Raw genomic sequence first — 21,668 nt, 5'->3', positions numbered from 1 at the left:
TGCGAGACAGGCCCCTCTCATACGCAGAAAGGACGCATCCATGAGACCGAACCCACCCCCGCAGGCCACCATGCCGAGCGGGCGGCCCTTGCTGGCGGAGTTGGTCCCGTCGGTGGTCGCGCTGGCCGAGGCGGCCGGGGCGGACATCATGGCCATCTACAACGCCGGGCCGACCGCGGTGCGGCACAAGGCCGACGACAGCCTTTTGACGGCAGCCGATCTGGCCGCCCATGTCCGCATCGTGGCCGGGCTGCAGCAACTGACCCCTGCCATCCCGGTGGTGTCGGAAGAGGGCAGTGTGCCGGACGAGGGTGCGCGGTCCGCGTCGCTGTTCTGGCTGGTGGACCCGCTCGATGGCACCAAGGAGTTTGTGGCCCGCAATGGGGAGTTCACGGTCAACATCGCCTTGATCGAGCGGGGCCGGCCGGTGCTGGGGGTGGTCACTGTGCCCGCTCAAGCCGTGAGCTACTGGGCTTGGGACGGCGGCGGGGCCTTTCGCCGTCGGTCAGGCGAGGCGCGGGCCGAGCGACTGCATGTGGCGGTGCCGCGCGAGGCCGGGCGTCCTTTGCGGGTGATGGCCAGCAAGCACCATTTCCACGAGGACACGCGCGCCTTGATCGCCCGCATGGGGGCGCATGAGCTGGTGCAGGCCGGCAGCTCGCTGAAGTTCTGTCGCATTGCCGAAGGCGCGGCCGATGTCTACCCTCGGCTGGGCCCAACCTGTGAGTGGGACACGGCGGCCGCGCAGGCGGTGGTCGAGGCCGCCGGCGGCCATGTCTGCACGCTGCAGGGCGCGCCGCTGCACTACGGCAAGGCCGAGGTGTTGAATCCCGACTTCGTGGTGTCGGCGGTGCCGTTGGCAGAGTTGCTGACCGGCTGACCGGCGTCAGGGGCGGGCACCCCTTGCGCTCCGGCTCAGTTCTTGTCGCTCACGTTGATGAAGGGCACGGCGCCCGAGGTCACGTTGGGCAGCTTGCCATCCCATTTGCGGATCGCTTCGCGTTCGTTCTCGATGCGGCGCAGCGCGAGCAGGTCGGGCGTGATCTGCTGACGCTGCAGCGCCAGGGCCTCGGCCTCGGCGCGGGCGCTGGCCACCTTCTGCTTGGCCTCCACCTCGATGCGTTGCAGGTCACGTTCGGCCTTGAGCTTTTCCTGCTCGGCCTTGACCTTCAACTCGATGGCTTCGGCGAAAGAGCGTGAGAACGCGAAGTTGACGATGGCGAACTCGTCGAGCACCAGACCGTGGCGCTGCATCTTGTCGCGCAGCATCTTGCCAATGGCCTCGCGCACCTCGGTGCGGTGGCTGACCAGCTCTTCGGCGGTGAAGCGGGCGGTCACGGCCTTCACGGCTTCCTGGGCGGCAGGGATGATGATGCGGTCGGCCGCGATGTCGGTGCTGGGGCCGATGTTGCGAAAGACGTTGACGGCCTGTTTCGGATCCAGGTGGTAGTTGATGGCGATGCGGGTGTGCACCGACTGCAGGTCCTTCGAGGCGGCGTCGCCTTCGCCCTCGCCCTTTTGCAGGCGCACGTCCATGGTGTGCATGGCCTGGGCCAGCGGGATCTTGAAGTGGATGCCGGGCTCGTACACCTGCTCGTCGGGCTTGCCAAAGGTGGTCTTGACGCCGCGCTCACCGGCCGAGATCACGACGATCGGGCTCAGGGCCCACAAGCCGAACAACACGGCGCCGCCGATGAGCAGGGTGCGGATGACGATCTGGCCGCCGGAGCGGGGGTTCAGGTCTGCCATGCAAAGTCCTCTGTATGGGAAGGGATGAATGGCAAACATTGTGGCGCAGGCGCGGGGCGCTCGGGACGCCTGCTGAAGGGGGGGGAGGTGGGGGAGGGCGAGGGGGCTACGTTTGCCGGGGTGGGCGCGGAAGTGAGAAAATCCCCTCACTTTCCCGTCTTCTCTCTGCACCCGAGCGGCCCGCCATGACCACGACCTCCCCCCAGACCCTGACCCTCACTCGCCCCGACGACTGGCACCTGCATGTGCGCGATGGGGAGGCGATGGCCGCGGTGGTGCCGGCCACGGCACGTCAGTTTGGCCGCGCCATCGTGATGCCCAATCTGCGCCCCCCGGTGACGACGGCCGAGCAGGCCATTGCCTACCGCGACCGCATCCGCGCCGCCGTGCCCGCCGGCCTGTCCTTCGAGCCACTGATGGTGCTCTACCTCACCGACAACACGCCCGCCGACGAGGTGGCGCGCGCCAAGGCCATGGGCGCGGTGGCGTTCAAGCTCTACCCGGCTGGCGCCACGACCAACAGCGACGCCGGCGTGACCGACCTGCGCAAGACCTACAAAGTGCTGGAGGCCATGCAGCGCGAAGGCCTGGTGTTTTGCGTGCACGGTGAAGTCACCGACAGCGAGATCGACGTGTTCGACCGTGAGAAGGCCTTCATCGACGACAAGCTGATTCCGCTGCGCCGTGACTTTCCCGAGCTGAAGATCGTCTTCGAGCACATCACCACCAAGGAAGCCGCGCAGTACGTGACCGAGGCGGACCGCTTCGTGGGCGCCACCGTCACGCCGCAGCACCTGCTCTACAACCGCAATGCCATCTTCATGGGCGGGATCCGGCCGCATTACTACTGTCTGCCTATCCTCAAGCGTGAGGAGCACCGCGTGGCCCTGGTGCAGGCGGCCACCAGCGGCAGCTCGAAGTTCTTCCTGGGCACCGACAGTGCGCCGCACGCCTCGCACCTGAAGGAACATGCCTCGGGCTGCGCCGGCTGCTACACCGCCCCGTGTGCCATCGAGCTGTATGCCGAGGCGTTCGAGACGGCGGGGGCGCTCGACAAGCTGGAGGCCTTTGCCAGCTTCTACGGCGCCGATTTCTACGGCCTGCCGCGCCACACCGATACCATCACGCTGGTGCGCGAAGACTGGGTGGTGCCCGAGTCGCTGCCGTTTGGCGAGGCGGCGATCAAGCCGCTGCGCGGCGGCGAGACGCTGCACTGGCGTCTGCGCTGAGCACCAGCCGCGGCGGCCGGCCGCGCCGCTGCTCAGGCGGCGGGGGCGCCACCGGGCAAGGCCTGGGCGTCATCCGCGGTGGCGCGCGCATCGGCCGCGGCATCGAGCTCGTTGTGCAGGGCCGCGAGGCCGTGGAAGACCAGCATGCAGTGGTGCACCATGACGTCGAGCCCGTAGGCAAACCCACCCTGGGCCCAGGTGCGCGCCAGACTCAGCAGGGCGCCGTTGAGGGACGCTGCGGTCAGCTCCAGCTCGATGCCATGGCGGGAGAGGTTGGGATGCAGGAGCTCCAGCAGGAGCAGCATGTGCGCCTGGAAGGCCTGTGCCGCATGGTTCGGGCGCACGGCGTCGAGGTCCTCGATCACACTGGCGTCGATCAGCATGATGCGCGCGCGCCGCGGATCGGTCTGCAGGAAAGCCAGCCAGGCACGCAGCGAGGCTTCGACCTGCTGCAGCGGTGAGGGGTGGGCCTGCTCGGCCGTCGGCAGCGTCAGGCGCGCCAGCTCGTCGCGCAGCTGTTCGTGCACCGCATCGAACAGCAGGCGCAGCGACTTGAACGACTCGTAGAAATAGCGCTCGGTCAGGCCGGCGGCATCACAGATGTTGCGCACCGTCGTGTGGTGGTAGCCCTGCTGGCCGAAGACCGCCAGCCCTGCCGCCAGCAGCCGCGCCCGCCTCTCCTGGCGCCGGGCTTCGGCTTTCACACCGCCATAGGGGCGGGTGACGATGGCGGGGCGTTTGGAGGAGGCGAGGGCCGAGGACATGGCAGACGTCAGGAGCGTGCCGCATTGTGGCCCAGGCGCAAATTTCCGGCGCCTGAGGCAATCCCTGTCAACGGAAGGGCGCCTCAGGTTTCAGCGTGGGCGCTCAGGCCGGCAGGTAGCCTTCGACCGACAGGTAGCGTTCGCCCGTGTCGTAGCAGAAGCCCAGCACACGGCTGCCCGCGGGCAGTTCGGGCAGCTTTTGAGCGATGGCCGACAGCGTGGCGCCCGACGAAATGCCCACGAGCATGCCTTCTTCACGGGCGGCGCGGCGGCCGTACTCACGGGCGTCTTCGGCATCGACCAGGATGACACCGTCGAGCAGGCTGGTGTCCAGGTTGCCCGGGATGAAGCCAGCGCCAATGCCCTGGATGGGGTGGGGCGCGGGCTGGCCACCCGAGATGACCGGTGAGGCCTTGGGCTCGACCGCATAGACCTTCAGGTTCGGCCAAGCGGCTTTGAGCACGCGGGCGCAGCCGGTGAGGTGGCCGCCCGAGCCCACGCCGGTGATCAGCACGTCCAGGCCGGCGGGGAAGTCGGCCAGGATTTCCTGGGCGGTGGTGCGGGCGTGCGCCTCGACGTTGGCAGGGTTGTCGAACTGCTGCGGGATCCAGCTACCTGGCGTGCCGTCACGCAACTCCTGAGCGCGGGCGATGGCGCCCTTCATGCCCTTTTCGCGCGGGGTCAGATCGAAGCTGGCGCCGTAGGCCAACATCAGGCGGCGGCGTTCGACGGACATGCTGTCGGGCATGACCAGAATGAGCTTGTAGCCCTTGACGGCCGCCACCATGGCCAGGCCAATGCCGGTGTTGCCGGAGGTGGGTTCGATGATGGTGCCGCCGGGCTTCAGGGCGCCGCTGCGCTCGGCGTCTTCCACCATGGCTAGGGCGATGCGGTCCTTGATGGAGCCGCCGGGGTTGGCGCGTTCGGCCTTGATCCAGACTTCACTGCCGGCGAACAGGCGGTTCATGCGCACATGCGGGGTCTGGCCGATCGTTTCGAGGATGTTCTGGGCTTTCATGAGGCGCTTCCGAGAAAGAGAGGGGGCCCGCTGGGCGGGGCAAAGGCATACAACTTACACGATGTGCCCGCTCAGGTCAGAATAGGGTGTATGAATTATTTCAGTTTGAGGGCGGTCGGGCACCGCCTGGTGTGGCTGGCGCTGTGGCTGTGTCCGCTATGGGTGGCATCGGCGGCGCTGGCGCAGACATTTTTGCCGGTGGACCAGGCCTTCCGCCTGGACGTGCAGGCGTCTGGGCCGAGGGCGGTGCAGGTGTCGTTTGTGCAGGCGCCGGGCGTGTACCTGTACCGCGAGCAGATGACGGCCACGTGGCGCGTCGCTGGCGGGGCCGAGCAGCCGCTGGGCTGGGATTTGCCGCCGGGTGAGTCGAAGTTCGACCCCAATTTCGAGAAAACGGTGGAGGTGTACCACCAGAGTCTGCAAGGTGGGCTGACCTTGCCCGCCGAGGCGGGCGGGGAGGCTGTGCTGACCCTGGGCTACCAGGGCTGTGCCGATGCGGGCATCTGCTATCCGCCTCAGAAGCGGGCGTTCAAAGTGAGTCTGGACGCCCAAGGACAGGTCACCTCGGTGCAGCCTTTCGCCTTGGATGCGGCAGGACGGGGCGCCAGCGGCGGGCTGTTGTCTGGCATGGCGGGCTCGTCGGGTGCGGCCACCTTTTCGAACGATCGGCCCGATGGCATCCGCCAGGCGCTGGCCAGTGGCAGTGTCTGGGTCATTGTGCCGGCCTTCTTGCTGGCCGGGTTGCTCTTGTCGCTGACACCCTGTGTGCTGCCCATGGTGCCCATCCTGTCGTCCATCATCGTGGGGCAAAAGGGCACGGTGAGTCGCGGGCGGGGCTTTGCGCTGGCGCTGGCGTATTCGCAGGGCATGGCCCTGGTCTACACCGCCCTGGGGGTGGCCGCCGGTTTGCTGGGTCAGGGCCTGGCCGCTTACCTGCAGCACCCCTGGGTCGTGCTGGCCTTTGCCGCCTTGATGGTGGTGCTGGCCTTGTCCATGTTCGGCCTGTATGAGTTGCGCCTGCCCGTGGCGGTGCAGAGCTGGCTGGGGGAGGGCACTCGGCACCTGCCAGGCGGCCGCTTTGTCAGCGTGTTCGCGATGGGGGTGGCCTCTGCGCTGATCGTCAGCCCCTGCGTGTCGGCGCCCTTGGCCGGCGCGCTGCTCTACATCAGTCAGACCCGCGATGTGACGCTGGGCGCCGCCGCGTTGTACGCCCTGGCCTGGGGAATGAGCGTGCCGCTGCTGCTGGTGGGCCTGTCGGCGGGCAGTCTGTTGCCACGCACCGGGCCGTGGATGAAAGCCGTCAAGGCGGTGTTCGGTGTATTGATGCTGGGCATGGCCCTGTGGGTGGCCCGCCCCGCCTGGCCTTATGTGCAGACGCAGTGGCTGGGACAGCCGGCGGCCGCGTCCGCGCACCAGAGCGTGCTGCCCTTTGAGCGCGTGCGCTCAGTGGCCGAGCTGGACGCGGCTCTGGCGCGCGCCCAGGCCGATGGGCAGGCGGTGATGCTGGACTTCTATGCCGACTGGTGCACCTCGTGCATCGAGATGGAGCGTGACACCTTCTCGGACCCGCTGGTGCAGGATCGCCTGCGTGGGGTGGTGCTGTTGCAGGCCGATGTGACGCGCAATGGCGCCGAGGACCGGGCCTTGCTGCAGCGCTTTCAGCTGTTCGGCCCGCCCGGGCTGATCTTTTTTGACCCGCAGGGCCGTGAGCTGAGTGAGGCGCGGGTGATCGGCTTCCAGGCGCCACAGGCTTTCCTGCGCAGCCTTCAGAACGCCGGACTGTGAGCGCACCATGAACCCTGATTCACGACAACTGTGGCGCGGCCCGATGTGGGCCCTGTCGGTGCTGCTGGCCACGCTGGGCATGCTGGGGCCCTTCACGATCGACACCTATCTGCCGGCTTTCTCGGGCATCGCGCATGATTTGCAGGCCACGCCTTTGCAGATTCAGCAGACTTTGTCGGCCTATCTGTTTGCATTTGCCTTCATGAGCCTGTTCCATGGCGCGCTGTCTGACAGCTTCGGGCGCCGGCCGGTGGTGCTGACCGGGGTGGCAGTGTTCACGCTGGCCTCGGTGGGCTGTGCGCTGTCCACCGACATCACGCACCTGATCTTTTTCCGGGCGCTGCAGGGCCTGGCCACCGGGGCGGGCATCGTGGTCTCGCGCGCCGTGATCCGCGACATGTTCCCGCCGGCCGATGCGCAGCGGGTCATGTCGCAGGTGACGCTGTTCTTTGGCGTGGCCCCGGCGATTGCGCCCATCGTCGGGGGCCTTCTGTTCGTGCATGCAGGCTGGCACGCGGTGTTCTGGTTCCTGGCCGGCATCGGTGTGCTGCTGTGGGTGAGCAACTGGTTCTTGTTGCCTGAGACGCTGCACGTGTCGCAGCGCCAGTCCTTGTCGGTGAAGCACCTGGTGCGGGGCTACTGGCAGCTGGGCACCAACCCGCGGTTCCTGCTGCTGGCGCTGGCCAGCGGCATCCCCTTCAACGGCATGTTTCTGTACGTGCTGTCGGCGCCCACCTTCCTGGGAGAGCACCTACAACTGGCGCCCACCCAGTTTTTCTGGTTCTTCGTCTGCTCGATCAGCGGCATCATGGGTGGTGCCTGGCTGAGCGGCCGGCTGGCGGGGCGCATCCCGCCCGAGCGCCAGGTGCGCATCGGGCTGGCCATCATGCTGGTCGTGTCGGTGCTCAACCTGGTAGCGAACCTGCTGTTCAAGGCGCACGTGAGCTGGTCGCTGTTTCCGATCGGCTTTTACTCGCTGGGATGGGCCATGATGACCCCGGTCGTCACGCTCATGGTGCTCGACCTGTTCCCCGAGCGCCGCGGCATGGCCGCCTCCATGCAGGCCTTTGTGGGCAGTGCGGCCAATGGCATGGTGGCGGGGGTGGTGGCCCCGCTGGTGATGCACAGCACCCTGGCGCTGGCGTTTACCGCTTTATTGCTGATGATGGTGGGCCTGATTGCCTGGGGGGTGCTGCAGCGGCGATAATGCGCGGGTGAAGTCAGCCAGACCGCCGCTGGTGCAAGGCCCGAAAGGGCGCACTGGAGGAAGGTCCGGACTGCACAGGGCAGCGTAGGAGGTAACACCTCTCCACCGCAAGGTGAGGATCAGAGCAACAGAGACGAGCCGATTCAGTTCGGGTGAAACGGGCAATCTCTACGCGCAGCAACACCAAATAGGCACACGTTGACCTGGCCCGGGGAGTGTGCGGGTAGGTGGCATCGAGCCGCTCTGGCGACAGGCGGCCCAGAGGAATGGCGGTCACGGTTCAGCGTCGCGAGACACGGAACTGCACAGAATCCGGCCTATCGGCTGACTTCACACTTATTTTTGTCAACGCCAGGGTCAAGTTGGGCGTGTCATCTGCCGAAAATGAAGGCGTACGCCGGAGATTTCGACCATGTTGCCCACCCTTGCATTTCCTCGATTGACTGCCTTGGCCTTGGTGGCTGGATGGGCCCTGGCATCGGGAGTCCATGCGGCCGAAGCGCCGGCCTACAGCGCGTCGGCCGCGTCGGCCAGCATCCGCCCGACCTTGTCCAAGCCGCCCCAGTTCTTCAAGCGCAAGGACGCGGCCAAAGAGGCCCCCAAGTCCGAGGCCCAGGGCGTGTCGATGAGCGAGCTGGCCAATATGATCGACCAAAAGATCGCCGAGGTGGCGGCCAAGCGGGCCGCGGCCCCGGTGGTGAAGGTCAAGACCCAGGCGCCCAGCGCCAAGCGTGCGGCCGTGGCGTCGGGTGCCGCCTTGGCAGGCTCGGTGGCCGCCCAGGACCCTCTCCAGGAGCGTCTGCTCACCGGCCGTGAGGTGGACTGGGCCTACAGTGGGGCGACGGGGCCGGACGCCTGGGCGCAGCTCAGGCCCGCCTACCGGCAATGCCTGCTGGGCAAGCGCCAGAGCCCCATCGACATCCGCGAGGGCCTGCAGGTGCATCTGGACCCCATTCAGTTCGACTACCGCCCCACGCGCTTTCGCGTGATCGACACGGGCCGCACCGTGCAGGTCAAGCTGGACCTGGGCAACAGCATCACGGTGATGGGGCAGCGTTACGAGCTGGTGCAGATGCAGTTCCACCGCCCCAGTGAGGAGCGGGTCAATGGCCGCGCCTACCCGATGTCGGCCCAGTTGCTGCACAAGAGCCCGGCGGGGCAGATTGCCGTGGTGGCCGTGCTGCTCGACCAGGGCGAGCCCCATGCACTGATCCAGCAGGTGTGGAACAACCTGCCGCTGGAGAAACACCAGGAGCAGGCGGCCCAGGCGCCGATGGACCCGAGCCAGATCCTGCCGCCGCCCGCACAGCGCCACCAGTACTACACCTACATGGGCTCGCTCACCAGCCCGCCGTGTACCGAGAATGTGCTGTGGATGGTGATGAAGCAGCCCGTCACGGTGTCGATCGAGCAGATCGAGCTGTTCCACCGCCTCTACCCGATGAACGCCCGGCCGGTGCAGCCCACTGCGGGGCGCATGATCAAAGACGGGCTCTGAGCGGCTCGGGTTGGCTCAGTAGACTCGACCGCCCTTGATCTGGGCGTGAGTGCGCCGTGTCAGGTCGGTGGCCTTGGCCATCTGGGCCATGGCGTGACCGGCATGCGCGTGGCAGATCGCCAGCCCCAGCGCGTCGGAGGCATCATTGTTCGGTTCGCGCGGCAGTTGCAGCAGGCGCATCACCATGTGGCGGATCTGCGCCTTGGCCGCATGGCCATGGCCCACCACGGCCTTTTTCATCTGCAACGCGGTGTACTCGGCCACGCTGGGGTGACCGGGCGCGGACAGCAGGCCAGCAATGGCCGCGCCACGTGCCTGGCCCAGCAGCAAGGTGGACTGGGGGTTGACGTTGACGAACACGATCTCGACCGAGGCCTGTTCGGGCTCGTAACGGGCCACGACCTCGCGCACGCCTTCAAAGATCAGCTTGAGCCGTGAAGGCAGGTCGCCCTGTGCGGCCTCTTTGGTCTTGATGGTGCCGCTGGCGATGTAGTGCAGGCGCGGGCCTTCCGATTCGATGATGCCAAAGCCGGTGGTCTGCAAACCGGGGTCGATGCCGAGGATTCTCATGAAGCGGGCGGGTGTCGGTGCGGGGGGGGGGTCAGGGGGCCGTGGAATCTTGCATGACCAGGCGGATGCCGACCAGGGTATAGCGCGTGCTGGCGGCGTTCCAGTTGCGGTAGCTGCAGCGGGCGTAGAACGCCCAGGTGTGCCAGGAGCCCCCGCGGCGCACGCGCACGGTGCCGTCTTGCGGGCCCCGCGGGTCGACGGTGGGCGAGTGCGCATAGTAGTCGTCTTCGTGCCAGTCGGCCGTCCATTCCCAGACATTGCCCAGCATGTCGTGCAACCCAAAGGCGTTGGGGGCCAAGCTGCCGACCGGAGCCGTGAAGGCGAAGCCGTCGCTGGCCTTCAGGGCGCGATCGGCCCACAGCGGCCAAAACGGGGCGGCCGCGGCATCGAAGACATTGGCTTCCTGGGTCAGGGTCGCCGGATCATCGCCATGGGGGTAGCGGGTGGCGGTGCCGGCGCGGCAGGCGTACTCCCACTCGGCTTCGGTGGGCAGGCGATAGCTGCGCTTTTCAGTTTGGCTCAACCACGTGGCGAGCGCCTGGGCGTCGTGCCAGCTCACGTTGACCACGGGTTCGTTGTCGCCCTGGTCAAAGCCGGGGTTCTGCCAAGAGTATTTCGGGTCGCGTCCAGCAAACGCATCCTGATTGGGCTGGCGGTGGGCCACGTGATCGGCGCTGTAGCCAAACCCGCCTGTTTGGTCGGCGATCGATTGCGGGACGTAGCCCGATGCCGCCAGAAAGCGCCGGAACTGGCCCACGGTCACCTCGTGCTGGCCCATGTAGAAGGGCCGCGAGATGCGCACCCGGTGTACCGGCGCCTCGTCGTGCAACTGCGTGAAGCGCTCCATCTCGTAGCCGGGAAAAGCCTGCGCCAGCGCCGCCGGGGACTCTGCGCTGCCCATCATGAACTCACCCGCCGGGATGCGCACCAGCTTCATGCCGAGGCTGTTCTCGATGACCTGCGGCTCGGCCCGGGCGGTGCAGGCCAGCGCCGCGCAGACCGTGAACAAAGCGCTTTGGAGCCGCGCTGTCAGATACCTCGGCATGAGGCCCACTCCTGAGGGATGCAAACCGGCAGGAGCTTACGCCAATTTGAGGCTCAGGCCTGACCGCGCAGGGCGGCGGCGATCATGGGCCACACCGCCTGGTGAGACTGGCGGAACCAGTCGATGTGGCCGAGGCTTTTGAGCCCATGCTGGCCGGGTTGGACGCGCACCGCCTGCTTCGGCGCTGCCGGGAAGGTGCGCAGCAGGTCGGCCACGGTGGTGTCGGTGGCGATGTCGTCGTCGGCCGCGTGCAGCACCGTGATGGGCGTGCGCACCTGGGCATGGAAGTCGCGTTCAGGCTGATGGCGGATGGCGTTGGTGGCGTAGCCGCCGGCCGCGCACCACTGGCCCCATTGCAGCCCCACTTGGGCGGGCAGGTTCTCGCCCAGCCCCACCGCAGCGGTGGGGGCGTAGCCTTTGACCAGCACGCCCAGCGGGATCACGCCCCGCAGGCCGAACCAGGCTTTCATGCGGAAGCCGGGACGCATGCCGCGCAGCCAACCCGTCGAGGCCGACACGCCCACCAGCCGGGCGACGCGATGGTGGTTGGGCAGCAGCCCGATCATCTGGCCACCGGCGCTGTGGCCCAGCAGCAAGGCCTGCTCGCAACCGGTCCGCTGCAACAGCCATTCCAGCGCGGCGACCTGGTCCTGCTGACCCCACTCCGCCAGCGTGGCGCGGCAGCGCTGGAGCGGGCCGTGCAGGGACAGGCCGATCCCCCGGTAGTCGAATACCAGCACGTCATGGCCCTGCTTGGCCAGCCAGTGCACGAAGCGCAGGTAGTAGTGCTGCTTCACGCCGGTGGCCGGGCTCAGCAGCACCGGCAGGCCTGCGGGGGCCTCCGGGCGGCGGCGTACGAAATGGCCGTGCAAGCGCACGCCGTCGGCGCAGGTGATCTCGACGCGTTCAGCGCCATCGGAAGGGGTGGAGCGTGTCATGCGGGAAGCTCAGCGAGAGGGATGGTCATCGAGGCGCTGCACATGGCGCAGCCAGCGGGCCACGGTGTGCAGTTCCTCGTCAGAGAAGCCTTCGGACAGGCGGGCGTTGATGTGCTTGAGCGCCTGCTTCAGGGCCGGGAGCTGGGTGCGGCCGGCGTCCCGCAGCCAGACGCGCTGCGTGCGGGCATCGTCCGGGCAGGGGCGGCGTTGCACCCAGTGCAAAACCTCCATGCGCTGGATCAGGCCGGACACGGCAGAAGGCGCCAAGTCCAGCGACTCGGCGAGCTGTCCCATCGTGGCGCCATCGACTTTGGCCAGCACGAACAGCACGCCACTCTGGGCCGATGTGGGGGCACTGCGGCTGCCGCTGGCATCGGTGGCCCCTGCCTGCTGCGCGGTCATCCATTGCTGGAGCCGGCGCTGGGCGCTGTTGAGCAGGAAGATCAGGCGGGAGGGATCAGACATGGGGTGCATTTATTTATTTCGCATGCGAAGTATATATGCTTCGTGTGCGAAGTAATGAACTTTCCCCTGGGTGTGCTGCGTATCCAGATGGGCATCGTTCACGCAGAGTGGGGGGATCCGATGCTGGCGAGGCCTGGCCGAGCGTGCTACCGTTTCGAGGTCGGTGAGCATCGTTCCTTCGTCATGGCGGGAGGGGTTGGATGACTTTCATGGGGACAGCCACAGCAGGGGCTTTGTTGGCCGTCAGTGGTTTTCTGGTGGTGCTGGCCGTCAGCTTCGTCGTGGGTGACCGCTTGCGCCCTGCATGGGGGCTGAAGTGGTTTGGTCTGGCCATGACGCTGACCTTGGTGCGGGCCTTGGGTTCGGCATCGTCGCTGGTCACTCAGCCGGAGTGGCCCGCCATGGCGGCCGTGCTGGCTGCCTTGAACCTGTCGGCGCTCTATGTGGGCGTGCGTGCCTACCTGGATCTGTCGTTGAAGGTTCCGCTGGCCTGGTTGCTGGGCGGCGCCCTGGCGTGGTTTGGGCTGCGTGCGATGTTCGAGACGCTGGGGCAAGGGGGCATGGCCGGGCCGTGGGCCTCGGGCGTGATGTTTGCCTATTTCGCCTTCTTGTGCGTGCGCCGCATGCGCTCCTTTGCCGGTGGGGCCTATGTGCTGGCTGCGGGGGTCTTTCTGTTGCACCCCGTTCTGGTTCTGGGTGTGGGGCACCTGGTGGTTGCGCCGGATTTCAGAGGCTTGCGTGCGTGGGGCGTCGTGGGTACCGCTGTGGTGGGCTTGGGCTTGCTGATGGCCTCAATGGGACGTCTGCGCCTGGAGTTGGAGCGCGAAATCGAGCGGCGTTGCCAGGCGGAGGCCTCGTTGCGCGAGGCCAATGCATCCCTGGAGGCGCGGGTGAAAGACCGTACTGCGGAGCTGGAGGAAATCGTCAGCGACCTCGATTCCTTCAACCGCATGGTCTCGCACGATCTGCGTGGCCCTCTGGGGGGCGTCCGGGGCTTGACGGAGATCTGCCTGCAGCGCTTGCAGGCTGGCGACGCCGACCGTGTGAGGGACTATCTGTTGGTCATCCAGCGCGAGTCAGACAGGCTGGGCAACCTCGTCAGTCAGTTGCTGACGTTGGCCAAGGTCACGCACATGCCACTGGCTCGGCAAGACACCGAGCTGCAAAGCGTGCTGACGCAGGCGCTGGACGCCCTGAAACTCAGTCAAGGGCCCGGTGCGGTGGCCTGTGTGCGTGCAGATGCCTTACCTCGGGCCAGTGTGGACCCGGTCTTGCTGCAGCAGGTGTTCGTCAACCTGGTGGGCAATGCCATCAAATTTGCCGCGACACAGCCTCATCCCGAGGTGCGGGTGCGTTCGGATCAGGCGCGCGGCGAGATCCAGCTGGAGGTGCGGGACAACGGTCCGGGCTTTCGGCCCGAGCAAGCCAGGCAGCTCTTTCAGCCCTTCAAGCGGCTGCACGGCTCGGAGATCGAGGGCAGTGGCATCGGGCTGACGATCGTGCGACGCATCATTGAGCGCCACGGCGGCACCTGCTGGGCCGAGGGGCGCCCAGGCGATGGTGCCAGCTTCTACTTCAGCCTGCCCGTGTGAGGCACAGATCGTCAGGCTGGCGCGCATGAAAAAAGGCCCCGCAGGGCCTTAAGGGGTGAGTGGCATCAGAGGCGGCAGCGCCCGATGCTGGCGAACCCTGGATCAGTGACGGAAGTGACGCGTGCCGGTGAACACCATGGCAATGCCACGCTCGTCGGCGGCGGCGATGACTTCGTCGTCACGCATCGAACCACCCGGATGGATCACGCAGGTTGCGCCCGCGTCGACCACCACGTCCAGACCGTCTCGGAACGGGAAGAAGGCGTCCGACGCCACGGCCGTGCCTTGCAGGCTCAAGCCAGCGTGCTGGGCCTTGATCGAGGCAATGCGGGCCGAGTCCAGGCGGCTCATCTGGCCGGCGCCCACGCCCATGGTCATGCCGTCCTTGCAGAACACGATGGCGTTGCTCTTGACGAAGCGGGCCACGGTCCAGGCAAACAGCATGTCCTTCAGTTGCTGCGCGGTGGGTTGCAGCTTGGACACGACCTTGATGTCACCGACCAGGTCGATGTTGTCGCTGGACTGCAGCAGCATGCCGCCGCCCACGCGCTTGAAGTCCAGCGCGTTGGACAGGCCGCGGGTGGCATCGTCCAGCGGTACTTCCAGCAGGCGCACGTTCTGCTTGGCAGCATAGGCGGCGCGGGCTGCGTCGGTGAACTTCGGCGCGATCACCACTTCCACGAACTGCTTGTTGGCGTTGATGGCGTCGATCACGTCCACGTCCACCACGCGGTTGAAGGCCATGATGCCGCCAAACGCCGAGGTCGGGTCGGTTTTGAGGGCCTTGGTGTAGGCCTCCAGCGGGCCGGCGCCGATGGCCACGCCGCAGGGGTTGGCGTGCTTGATGATCACGCAGGCCGGCACGTCAAAGGCCTTGACGCATTCCCAGGCCGCATCGGCATCGGCGATGTTGTTGAAGGACAGTTCCTTGCCTTGAATCTGCGTCCAGTTGGCCAGGGTGCTGACCACGGGCGCGGCTTCACGGTAGAAGGCGGCCGACTGGTGCGGATTCTCGCCGTAACGCATGCCCTGCACCTTGTGCAGTTGCAGGTTGAAGACGGCGGGGTAGGCTTCCTTGGCGGGCACGGCTTCGGTCTTGAGCTCCGAGCCAGCTTCCAGCGATGTCAGGTAGTTGGTGATCATGCCGTCGTAGGCGGCGGTGTGGGCGAACACCTTCTTGGCCAGCATGAACTTGGTCGAGCGGGTGATGCCCTCGGCCTTCATCTCTGACAGCACCTGCTCGTAGTCGACCGGGTCGATGATCACGGCCACGTCCTGCCAGTTCTTGGCGGCGGCGCGCAGCATGGTGGGGCCGCCGATGTCGATGTTCTCGATGGCGTTTTCCAGCGTGCAGTCGGCCTTGGCGGTGGCTTGGGCGAAGGGGTACAGGTTGACCACCAGCATGTCGATGGTCTCGATGCCGTGCTCCTTCAGCGCCGCCATGTGCTCGGGCAGGTCACGGCGGGCCAGGATGCCGCCGTGCACGCGTGGGTGCAGGGTCTTGACGCGGCCGTCCAGCATCTCGGGGAAGCCGGTGATCTCCGAGACCTCGGTCACGGGCAGGCCTTTTTCGGCCAGCAGTTTGGCTGTGCCGCCGGTGGACAGCAGGCGCACGCCCTGGGCGTTCAGCGCCTGGGCAAATTCAACGATGCCGGTCTTGTCGGACACGGACAGCAGGGCGGTCAAGGCCATGGTTCTTCCTTCAGTTCAAAGCGGGGTTTACTTGATCAATTTGTGTTCGAGCAGCTTGCGGCGCAGGGTGTTGCGGTTGATGCCCAGCCAGTCGGCCGCCTTGGACTGGTTGCCCTCGGCACGCAACATCACCACCTCCAGCATGGGCCGCTCCACCGCGTTGACGACCATGTCGTACACGGCGTGCGGCTCGGCGCCACGCAGGTCCTGGAAGTAGCCTTCCAGGTTGTCCTTGATGCATTCTTGGATGTTCTTCTTGCTCATATCGGGTCAGTTCGCTGTGCAGGCGGCCTCCCTGGCCTCCTGCGCGTCGTCGTCCTCGGCCACATCGACGGCCGCAGCCGGCAGGCGATCGTGGTCAAGGCTGAGTTCGTCAAAATAGTCGGCCACGGCCCGCACCTGCGCTTCGCAGCTGTCGAGCGCGTTCATGCGGGTGCGGAAGGCCTCGCCGCCGGGCAGGGCGCGCACGGCCCAGCCAATGTGCTTGCGCGCGGTGCGCACGCCGGCGAATTCACCGTACAGGCCGTAGTGCTCGCCCAGGTGTTCCAGCAGCCACTGCTTGACCTGCTGTGTCAGCGGTGCGGTGCGGTGCTGGCCGGTGGCCAGAAAGTGGGCGATGTCGCCAAAGATCCAGGGGCGACCCTGGGCCGCGCGGCCGATCATGATCGCGTCGGCGCCTGTGTGCCGCAGCACCGCCAGCGCCTTCTCGGGCGTGGTGATGTCGCCATTGGCCACCACCGGCACGCGCACGGCGGCCTTCACGGCGGCAATCGTGTCGTACTCGGCCTGGCCCTTGTAGCCTTGCTCGCGCGTGCGGCCGTGCACGGTCAGCATGGCCACGCCGGCCTGCTCGGCCGCGCGGGCGATGCGCTCGGCGTTCTTGTGGTCCTGGCTCCAGCCGGTGCGCATTTTCAGCGTCACGGGCACGTTGTGGGGCGCACAGGCTCCCACCACGGCTTCCACGATCTGCAGGGCCAGCGGCTCGTCCTGCATCAGGGCCGAGCCCGCCCACTTGTTGCACACCTTCTTGGCCGGACAGCCCATGTTGATGTCGATGATCTGGGCGCCGCGGTCGATGTTGTAGGCGGCGGCCTCGGCCATCATGGCCGCGTCGGTGCCGGCAATCTGCACCGCGATCGGGCGGGTTTCACCGTCGTGGTTGGCGCGCCGCGAGGTCTTGAGTGTGTGCCACAGGTCCTTGCGCGCGGTCACCATCTCGCTGACCGCATAGCCCGCGCCCAGGTTCTTGCACAGCTGGCGGAACGGGCGGTCCGTCACCCCAGCCATCGGCGCCACGAACAGGCGGTTCGGCAACACGATGTTGCCGACAGCCAGGGCGCTGACGTAGGAGGAGGTGGGATTCATGAGGGCCTGAAAGAGGCAAAGCCCCGACCGACGGACGATCAGGGCTGCTTAAAAAAGAGGCAGATTATAGCCCGTCAGAGCGCCCGTGCGCACGATTTTTCGACCCTGGGCTGCGGAAACATGCCCATGCGGTGCAGCGTTCAGGATGGGGGAAAACCTGATGGGTGACGTAAGCGTAAACACCCGACATCACGCGTCATGCGTTACGTAGGATGAAGGTGCTTGCCATGGCATGCCATGTCGCTTTTCCAACGTGTCCCTGTATGTGGAGAGACCTATGAAGTTGATGCCTCTGTCCCTGGCCGTGGCGGCCACCCTGCTGGCCACGTCGGCCAGCGCCCAGCAATACACCTTCAAGGTGGGTGCGGCCTACATCAACCCGAATGCGACCAGCGATGACTTGACGGGGACGATGACGCTCAATATTCCGGATGGGCCGTCGCTGCAGAAACGAACGGTCACTCCGAATACGCAATTGGAAGTGCAACCGCAGACGGCTTTCATCTTCAGCATTGCCCGATCTTTCGGCGATAACTGGGAGGGGGAGCTTCTGCTGGGTTTTCCGCCTGAGCACAACGTGAAGATGCGGATGAACAATCCGACGGTGAAGAAAGGCGCGGCTGACTATGCAAACGGTGATCGCTCTCTTCCGTCGGTGGTGTACAACCACATCAACAGCTACGACGGCAAGGTGGTGGCCACGCTGACACAGTTCGCCCCCACCGCCTTCGTCAACTACAAGTTCGGCACGCCGCAAAGCGCCTGGCGCCCTTATGTTGGGCTGGGCGTGAACTTCACGCATGTCAAACCCGAGCCAACCAGAACCGGGGAGTCGTTCTACAACGATGGCAAGGTGAAAACCAAGGTGTCCGACTCCTGGGGCTTGGCGCTGCAGGTCGGGATGGCTTACCACATTGATGATCAATGGTTGATCAGCGCCAGTTATGCCACGGCCCAGGTGGCGAACAACATCAGGATTGAGACGGAGTCGGGGGCGACCCAGTACGGCAAGTACAAGTTCAACCCCTCCATTTGGATGCTCACGGTGGGCCGCAAGTTCTGAGCGGCACCTTTCTCATGGCCTCAATGCCCGCTCCGTGCGGGCATTTTCATGTCAGGGGAGGCGCCAACGTCAACAGAGGGTAAACCCTCTGTGTTGTGCGGTAATGGTTACATGCAGAATGCAATCGTTGCAAATAAAATGCAAAGATTGTTCTGACCTCCCTGACGCGCTGCGCGCACCTCTCATGAAGTTCCTTCCCTTGACTCTTTCCCTGGCCGCCACTTTGATGGCCGGCGCCGCTTTCGCCCAGTCCGGCTACACCCTCAAACTGGGCATGGGCACCATTGATCCGCGTGCGACCAGCTCGGATTTGAAGGGCACGCTGCCGGCGGTTGTCGGCGGGACGTACTACGGGACGGTGAACGTGAACGGGGGGGTGAGCCTGGAGGTTCAGCGCCAAGACACACTCATGTTCAGCATCGAGCGTGCGCTGGATGAGCATTGGTCGCTCGAGTTGCGGCTGGGCCACCCGCCCAAGCATGACGTGAAATTGCGGGTGAACAATCCGCAACTCAGCTATCAGCCAGGCGATGAGACCCTGGGGCCGACCAAGGTGAACCGTGTGGGGGCCAAGCTGGCCGCCAACAACGGCCTCGTCGTCGCCGGAGTCCGCCAGTGGGCGCCCACAGCCTTCGTCAACTACAAGTTCGGCGACAAGACCAACGCTCTGCGTCCCTGGGTGGGTGTGGGCATCAACCACACCACCTTCAAGTCCTCGACGAACGCCGTCGGCAATGAGCTGTACCACGACGGTGCCGTGCGCGTGAAACTGTCCGACTCCACGGGCCTGGCCTTTCAGACTGGCGTCACCTACCAGCTCGACCAGAACTGGTCACTGCAGGCCAGTTGGATGACGGCGGCTGTCAAGCACAAGCTCACCACCTACACCGAGCACAGCATGCAGAAGGCGACTTACCGCTTCCATCCTTCCGTGTTCGCGGCCGTGGTGGCGTACAGCTTCTGATCCGAGGCGGGGGCGCCGCGCGGCGCTGTGCATCACAAGGCCCCGCTTGTCGGGGCCTTTGTCATTCTCGCCGCACAATCTCGCACATGGACGCGTGGCTGCACTCATTGATCGCGAGCACCCTGGGCTGGCTGGCGCTGCCGTCGGTGGGGTTGCCGGCCGTGTTCATCGTGGCCTTGGTCTCTGCCACGCTGCTGCCCATGGGATCGGAGCCCGTGGTGTTTGCCCTGGTCGAGGCTCAGCCAGATCTGTTCTGGCCCGCCGTGCTGGTGGCCACCCTGGGCAACACCGTGGGCGGCGCCATCTCCTGGTGGATGGGGGCTGGCGCACACCGCACTCTTGAGCATTGGCATGAAGCCCACCCCGCTGGCGCGCGCCTTCAGGGCCGTGGTCACGGCAAGGCCCTGGCCTGGCTGGAACGCTTTGGCGCCAAGGCCTGCCTGCTGTCATGGATGCCGGTGGTGGGGGACCCGTTGTGTGCCGTAGCCGGCTGGCTGCGCTTGCCCTTCTGGCCCTGCGTGGCCTACATGGCGCTGGGCAAGTTGGCCCGCTACGTCATGATGACGGGGGCCCTGGTCTGGGTCTTTTGAGCGCGGCGCGGTTCAACGCACCTCGCCCCGCTTGCCTCTTACTTGCGCACCTCAATCGCCGTCACGGTGAACTGGCCGCCCACCTTGTCGGCTTCAAACGTCACCTTGTCGCCCACCTGCAGCCTTTGCAGCCAAGCCGGATTGACCACCCGGAACGCCATCTGCATCGCCGGAATGTCGAGGTTCTGGATCGGGCCGTGCTTGAGGGTGACCTTGCCCGCCTCCAGGTCGATCTTCTTGACTTCGCCGTCCACAGGTTGTGCCTGAACGCCCAGGGCGACGCCCAAGCCCAGGATCAGGCCACCGAGGGTGCGGGTCAGGGTGTGCTTCACGGGGTGCTCCTCTGTCAAAACAAGGTTGACAGTATCCATGAAACGTTCATGACGGCGCTGGGTTGACCGGTTCCCGCACAAGGACGGGCTCAGCCTTCTAAAATGCCGATTTGAATTTCCTTCCACCTCTTTGCGCCTACGCCATGCCCGACTCTGCCCAGCCCGACCTCGTTGCCCACATTGCTCCCCGTGACAAGGCGGAGATCCTGGCGCAGGCCTTGCCTTACATCCGCAAGTTCCACGGCAAAACCATCGTCATCAAGTACGGCGGCAACGCCATGACCGACCCGGCCCTGCAGGCCGACTTCGCCGAAGACGTGGTGCTGCTCAAGCTGGTGGGTCTCAACCCGGTGGTGGTGCACGGAGGCGGCCCGCAAATCGACGCCGCACTCAACAAGATCGGCAAGAAGGGCCAGTTCATCCAGGGCATGCGCGTCACCGACGAAGAAACCATGGAAGTGGTCGAGTGGGTGCTGGCTGGCGAGGTGCAGCAAGACATCGTGGGCCTGATCAACGCCGCTGGCGGCAAGGCCGTGGGCCTGACCGGTCGCGACGGCGGCATGATCCGCGCCCGCAAGCTCAAGCTGGTGGACCTGGAAGATGCCACCAAGGAACACGATGTCGGTCAGGTGGGTGAAATTGAAGCCATCGACCCCAGCGTCGTCAAGGCCCTGCAAGATGACCAGTTCATCCCCGTCATCAGCCCGATTGGCTTTGGCGAGCACAACGAGAGCTACAACATCAACGCCGACCTGGTGGCCTCGAAGCTGGCCGAGATCCTCAAAGCCGAAAAGCTCATGCTGCTCACCAACATCAAGGGTGTGCTCGACAAGGAAGGCAATCTGCTGACCGACCTGACCGCACGCCGCATTGACGAGCTGGTGGCCGATGGCACCATCAGCGGCGGCATGCTGCCCAAGATCGCTGGCGCCCTGGACGCCGCCAAGAGCGGGGTCAACGCCGTGCACATCGTCGATGGCCGCGTGCCGCACGCCATGCTGCTCGAAATCCTCACCGAGCAGGCTTACGGCACCATGATCCGCTCGCACTGATCGCTGATGCATGCTGACGATGGGGGGCGGGTGAGCAGCCATGGGCCGGGGGCGGCCCCCATCTGGTTGTTCGACCTCGACAACACTCTGCACGACGCCAGCCAGGCCGTGTTCGGGCGGCTCAACCGCTCGATGACCGACTACATCGTGCAGCACCTGGGCTTGCCGCACGACGAAGCCGATCGGCTGCGCATGCATTACTGGCGCCGTTATGGCGCCACCTTGCTGGGCCTGGAAAAGCACCACGGCATCCGCGCCGCCCACTTCCTGGCCCAGACCCACACGCTGCCCGGCCTGGAGGCGCAACTCCACATCCCGCCGGTCGATCGTGCCGCACTGCGCAGTTTGCCGGGGCGCAAGTTCCTGCTGACCAACGCGCCAGCCGAGTATGCTAAGCGGGTGCTGACGGCGCTGGACCTGGCCTCGTGCTTCGAGGGTGTGATCTCGATCGAGGCGATGCGGGTGTTTGGTGACCTGCGGCCCAAGCCCGATGTGCGCATGTTGCGCGTCGTGCTGGCCCGCCACCGGCTGCTGGCGCACCGCTGTGTCTTGGTCGAAGACACGGTGGCCAACCTCAAAAGTGCCCGCCGTCTGGGCCTGCGCACGGTGTGGATGCAGCATTACCTCCAGAACAATCCGCATGGGCCGGAAGTGGGCCGGCACCTGCATGGGAGCCCCCCCTGGGTGTGTGTCAGAATCAAACGGCTTCGGGCCCTGCACAGCTGGGCTCGCACAGCAAGACGGTGATCA

The 21,668-nt window shown here is 65.9% G+C and carries 22 protein-coding genes and 1 other RNA gene; 12 read left to right on the top strand and 11 right to left on the bottom strand.

Annotated features, from left to right (window positions below):
• Positions 1-40: 40 nt before the first annotated feature.
• The gene (gene cysQ, locus AC3WW4_RS16870; protein ID WP_488829586.1) at positions 41-880 is read left to right on the top strand and encodes a 3'(2'),5'-bisphosphate nucleotidase CysQ; all 840 of its coding nucleotides are present in this window, start codon (positions 41-43) and stop codon (positions 878-880) included.
• A gap of 35 nt (positions 881-915) precedes the next feature.
• On the opposite strand, the gene AC3WW4_RS16865 is transcribed toward cysQ, so the two are convergent.
• Positions 916-1,749, bottom strand: a complete 834-nt coding sequence (locus AC3WW4_RS16865) for a prohibitin family protein (RefSeq protein WP_488829585.1) — start codon at positions 1,747-1,749, stop codon at positions 916-918.
• Between the two features lie 185 nt (positions 1,750-1,934).
• Between AC3WW4_RS16865 and pyrC the strand changes: the two genes are divergently transcribed.
• Entirely contained in the window at positions 1,935-2,978 is a 1,044-nt protein-coding gene (pyrC, locus tag AC3WW4_RS16860) for a dihydroorotase (RefSeq protein WP_488829584.1), read from the top strand.
• A 32-nt stretch (positions 2,979-3,010) separates the two neighbouring features.
• On the opposite strand, the gene AC3WW4_RS16855 is transcribed toward pyrC, so the two are convergent.
• Together AC3WW4_RS16855 and cysK are read right to left on the bottom strand one after the other, a co-directional pair.
• Complete coding sequence (locus tag AC3WW4_RS16855; RefSeq protein ID WP_488829583.1) at positions 3,011-3,742, bottom strand: TetR/AcrR family transcriptional regulator; 732 nt, start codon at positions 3,740-3,742, stop codon at positions 3,011-3,013.
• Between the two features lie 103 nt (positions 3,743-3,845).
• A complete protein-coding gene (gene cysK, locus AC3WW4_RS16850) occupies positions 3,846-4,760 on the bottom strand; it encodes a cysteine synthase A (RefSeq protein WP_488829582.1) in 915 nt (304 codons plus the stop codon).
• Between the two features lie 90 nt (positions 4,761-4,850).
• Here cysK and dsbD point away from each other — a divergent pair, with 90 nt between their 5' ends.
• The 4 genes from dsbD to AC3WW4_RS16830 all read left to right on the top strand — a co-directional run bounded on the left by dsbD (position 4,851) and on the right by AC3WW4_RS16830 (position 9,250).
• Complete coding sequence (gene dsbD, locus AC3WW4_RS16845) at positions 4,851-6,545, top strand: protein-disulfide reductase DsbD (protein WP_488829581.1); 1,695 nt, start codon at positions 4,851-4,853, stop codon at positions 6,543-6,545.
• 7 nt (positions 6,546-6,552) lie between these two features.
• On the top strand, positions 6,553-7,752 hold the full coding sequence (locus tag AC3WW4_RS16840; protein ID WP_488829580.1) for a multidrug effflux MFS transporter: 1,200 nt from the start codon (positions 6,553-6,555) through the stop codon (positions 7,750-7,752).
• Positions 7,753-7,761: 9 nt separating this feature from the next.
• Positions 7,762-8,088, top strand: an RNA gene (rnpB, locus tag AC3WW4_RS16835) — RNase P RNA component class A.
• Positions 8,089-8,164: 76 nt separating this feature from the next.
• Entirely contained in the window at positions 8,165-9,250 is a 1,086-nt protein-coding gene (locus AC3WW4_RS16830) for a carbonic anhydrase (protein WP_488829579.1), read from the top strand.
• A 15-nt stretch (positions 9,251-9,265) separates the two neighbouring features.
• On the opposite strand, the gene ruvC is transcribed toward AC3WW4_RS16830, so the two are convergent.
• The 4 genes from ruvC to AC3WW4_RS16810 are packed head-to-tail and all read right to left on the bottom strand — an operon-like array spanning position 9,266 to position 12,268.
• On the bottom strand, positions 9,266-9,820 hold the full coding sequence (gene ruvC / locus AC3WW4_RS16825; protein WP_300157138.1) for a crossover junction endodeoxyribonuclease RuvC: 555 nt from the start codon (positions 9,818-9,820) through the stop codon (positions 9,266-9,268).
• A 31-nt stretch (positions 9,821-9,851) separates the two neighbouring features.
• On the bottom strand, positions 9,852-10,865 hold the full coding sequence (locus AC3WW4_RS16820; RefSeq protein ID WP_488829578.1) for a formylglycine-generating enzyme family protein: 1,014 nt from the start codon (positions 10,863-10,865) through the stop codon (positions 9,852-9,854).
• A 53-nt stretch (positions 10,866-10,918) separates the two neighbouring features.
• A complete protein-coding gene (locus AC3WW4_RS16815; protein WP_488829577.1) occupies positions 10,919-11,803 on the bottom strand; it encodes an alpha/beta hydrolase family protein in 885 nt (294 codons plus the stop codon).
• A 9-nt stretch (positions 11,804-11,812) separates the two neighbouring features.
• The gene (locus tag AC3WW4_RS16810; protein ID WP_488829576.1) at positions 11,813-12,268 is read right to left on the bottom strand and encodes a MarR family winged helix-turn-helix transcriptional regulator; all 456 of its coding nucleotides are present in this window, start codon (positions 12,266-12,268) and stop codon (positions 11,813-11,815) included.
• 209 nt (positions 12,269-12,477) lie between these two features.
• Between AC3WW4_RS16810 and AC3WW4_RS16805 the strand changes: the two genes are divergently transcribed.
• Positions 12,478-13,860, top strand: coding sequence for a sensor histidine kinase (locus tag AC3WW4_RS16805; RefSeq protein WP_488829575.1), 1,383 nt, complete (start codon positions 12,478-12,480; stop codon positions 13,858-13,860).
• A 102-nt stretch (positions 13,861-13,962) separates the two neighbouring features.
• Here AC3WW4_RS16805 and purH read toward each other — a convergent pair whose 3' ends face one another.
• Genes purH through dusB form a run of 3 tightly spaced genes read right to left on the bottom strand, consistent with a single transcriptional unit; the run spans position 13,963 to position 16,917 of the window.
• Positions 13,963-15,552, bottom strand: a complete 1,590-nt coding sequence (gene purH / locus AC3WW4_RS16800) for a bifunctional phosphoribosylaminoimidazolecarboxamide formyltransferase/IMP cyclohydrolase (protein ID WP_488829574.1) — start codon at positions 15,550-15,552, stop codon at positions 13,963-13,965.
• A 27-nt stretch (positions 15,553-15,579) separates the two neighbouring features.
• The gene (locus AC3WW4_RS16795; protein WP_290728551.1) at positions 15,580-15,816 is read right to left on the bottom strand and encodes a Fis family transcriptional regulator; all 237 of its coding nucleotides are present in this window, start codon (positions 15,814-15,816) and stop codon (positions 15,580-15,582) included.
• Between the two features lie 6 nt (positions 15,817-15,822).
• Positions 15,823-16,917 (bottom strand): tRNA dihydrouridine synthase DusB, encoded by a 1,095-nt coding sequence (dusB, locus tag AC3WW4_RS16790; protein ID WP_488829573.1) that lies wholly within the window; start codon positions 16,915-16,917, stop codon positions 15,823-15,825.
• Between the two features lie 304 nt (positions 16,918-17,221).
• Between dusB and AC3WW4_RS16785 the strand changes: the two genes are divergently transcribed.
• The 3 genes from AC3WW4_RS16785 (at position 17,222) to AC3WW4_RS16775 (ending at position 19,534) form a co-directional block, all read left to right on the top strand.
• Positions 17,222-17,980 carry an OmpW/AlkL family protein gene (locus tag AC3WW4_RS16785; protein ID WP_488829572.1) on the top strand — a complete coding sequence of 253 codons (759 nt, stop codon included), beginning with the start codon at positions 17,222-17,224 and terminating at the stop codon, positions 17,978-17,980.
• Positions 17,981-18,164: 184 nt separating this feature from the next.
• Positions 18,165-18,944, top strand: coding sequence for an OmpW/AlkL family protein (locus AC3WW4_RS16780; protein WP_488829571.1), 780 nt, complete (start codon positions 18,165-18,167; stop codon positions 18,942-18,944).
• A gap of 86 nt (positions 18,945-19,030) precedes the next feature.
• Positions 19,031-19,534 (top strand): YqaA family protein, encoded by a 504-nt coding sequence (locus AC3WW4_RS16775; protein ID WP_488829570.1) that lies wholly within the window; start codon positions 19,031-19,033, stop codon positions 19,532-19,534.
• A 38-nt stretch (positions 19,535-19,572) separates the two neighbouring features.
• On the opposite strand, the gene AC3WW4_RS16770 is transcribed toward AC3WW4_RS16775, so the two are convergent.
• A complete protein-coding gene (locus AC3WW4_RS16770; protein ID WP_488829569.1) occupies positions 19,573-19,866 on the bottom strand; it encodes a copper-binding protein in 294 nt (97 codons plus the stop codon).
• Between the two features lie 143 nt (positions 19,867-20,009).
• Between AC3WW4_RS16770 and argB the strand changes: the two genes are divergently transcribed.
• Complete coding sequence (gene argB, locus AC3WW4_RS16765; protein ID WP_488829568.1) at positions 20,010-20,918, top strand: acetylglutamate kinase; 909 nt, start codon at positions 20,010-20,012, stop codon at positions 20,916-20,918.
• Positions 20,919-20,924: 6 nt separating this feature from the next.
• Complete coding sequence (locus AC3WW4_RS16760; protein ID WP_488829567.1) at positions 20,925-21,665, top strand: pyrimidine 5'-nucleotidase; 741 nt, start codon at positions 20,925-20,927, stop codon at positions 21,663-21,665.
• The last annotated feature ends 3 nt before the right edge of the window (positions 21,666-21,668 follow it).

This window comes from Aquabacterium sp. TM01, assembly GCF_057808345.1.
The sequence above is the reverse complement of the archived record's forward strand: the minus strand, read 5'-3'. Positions and strand labels throughout refer to the sequence as shown.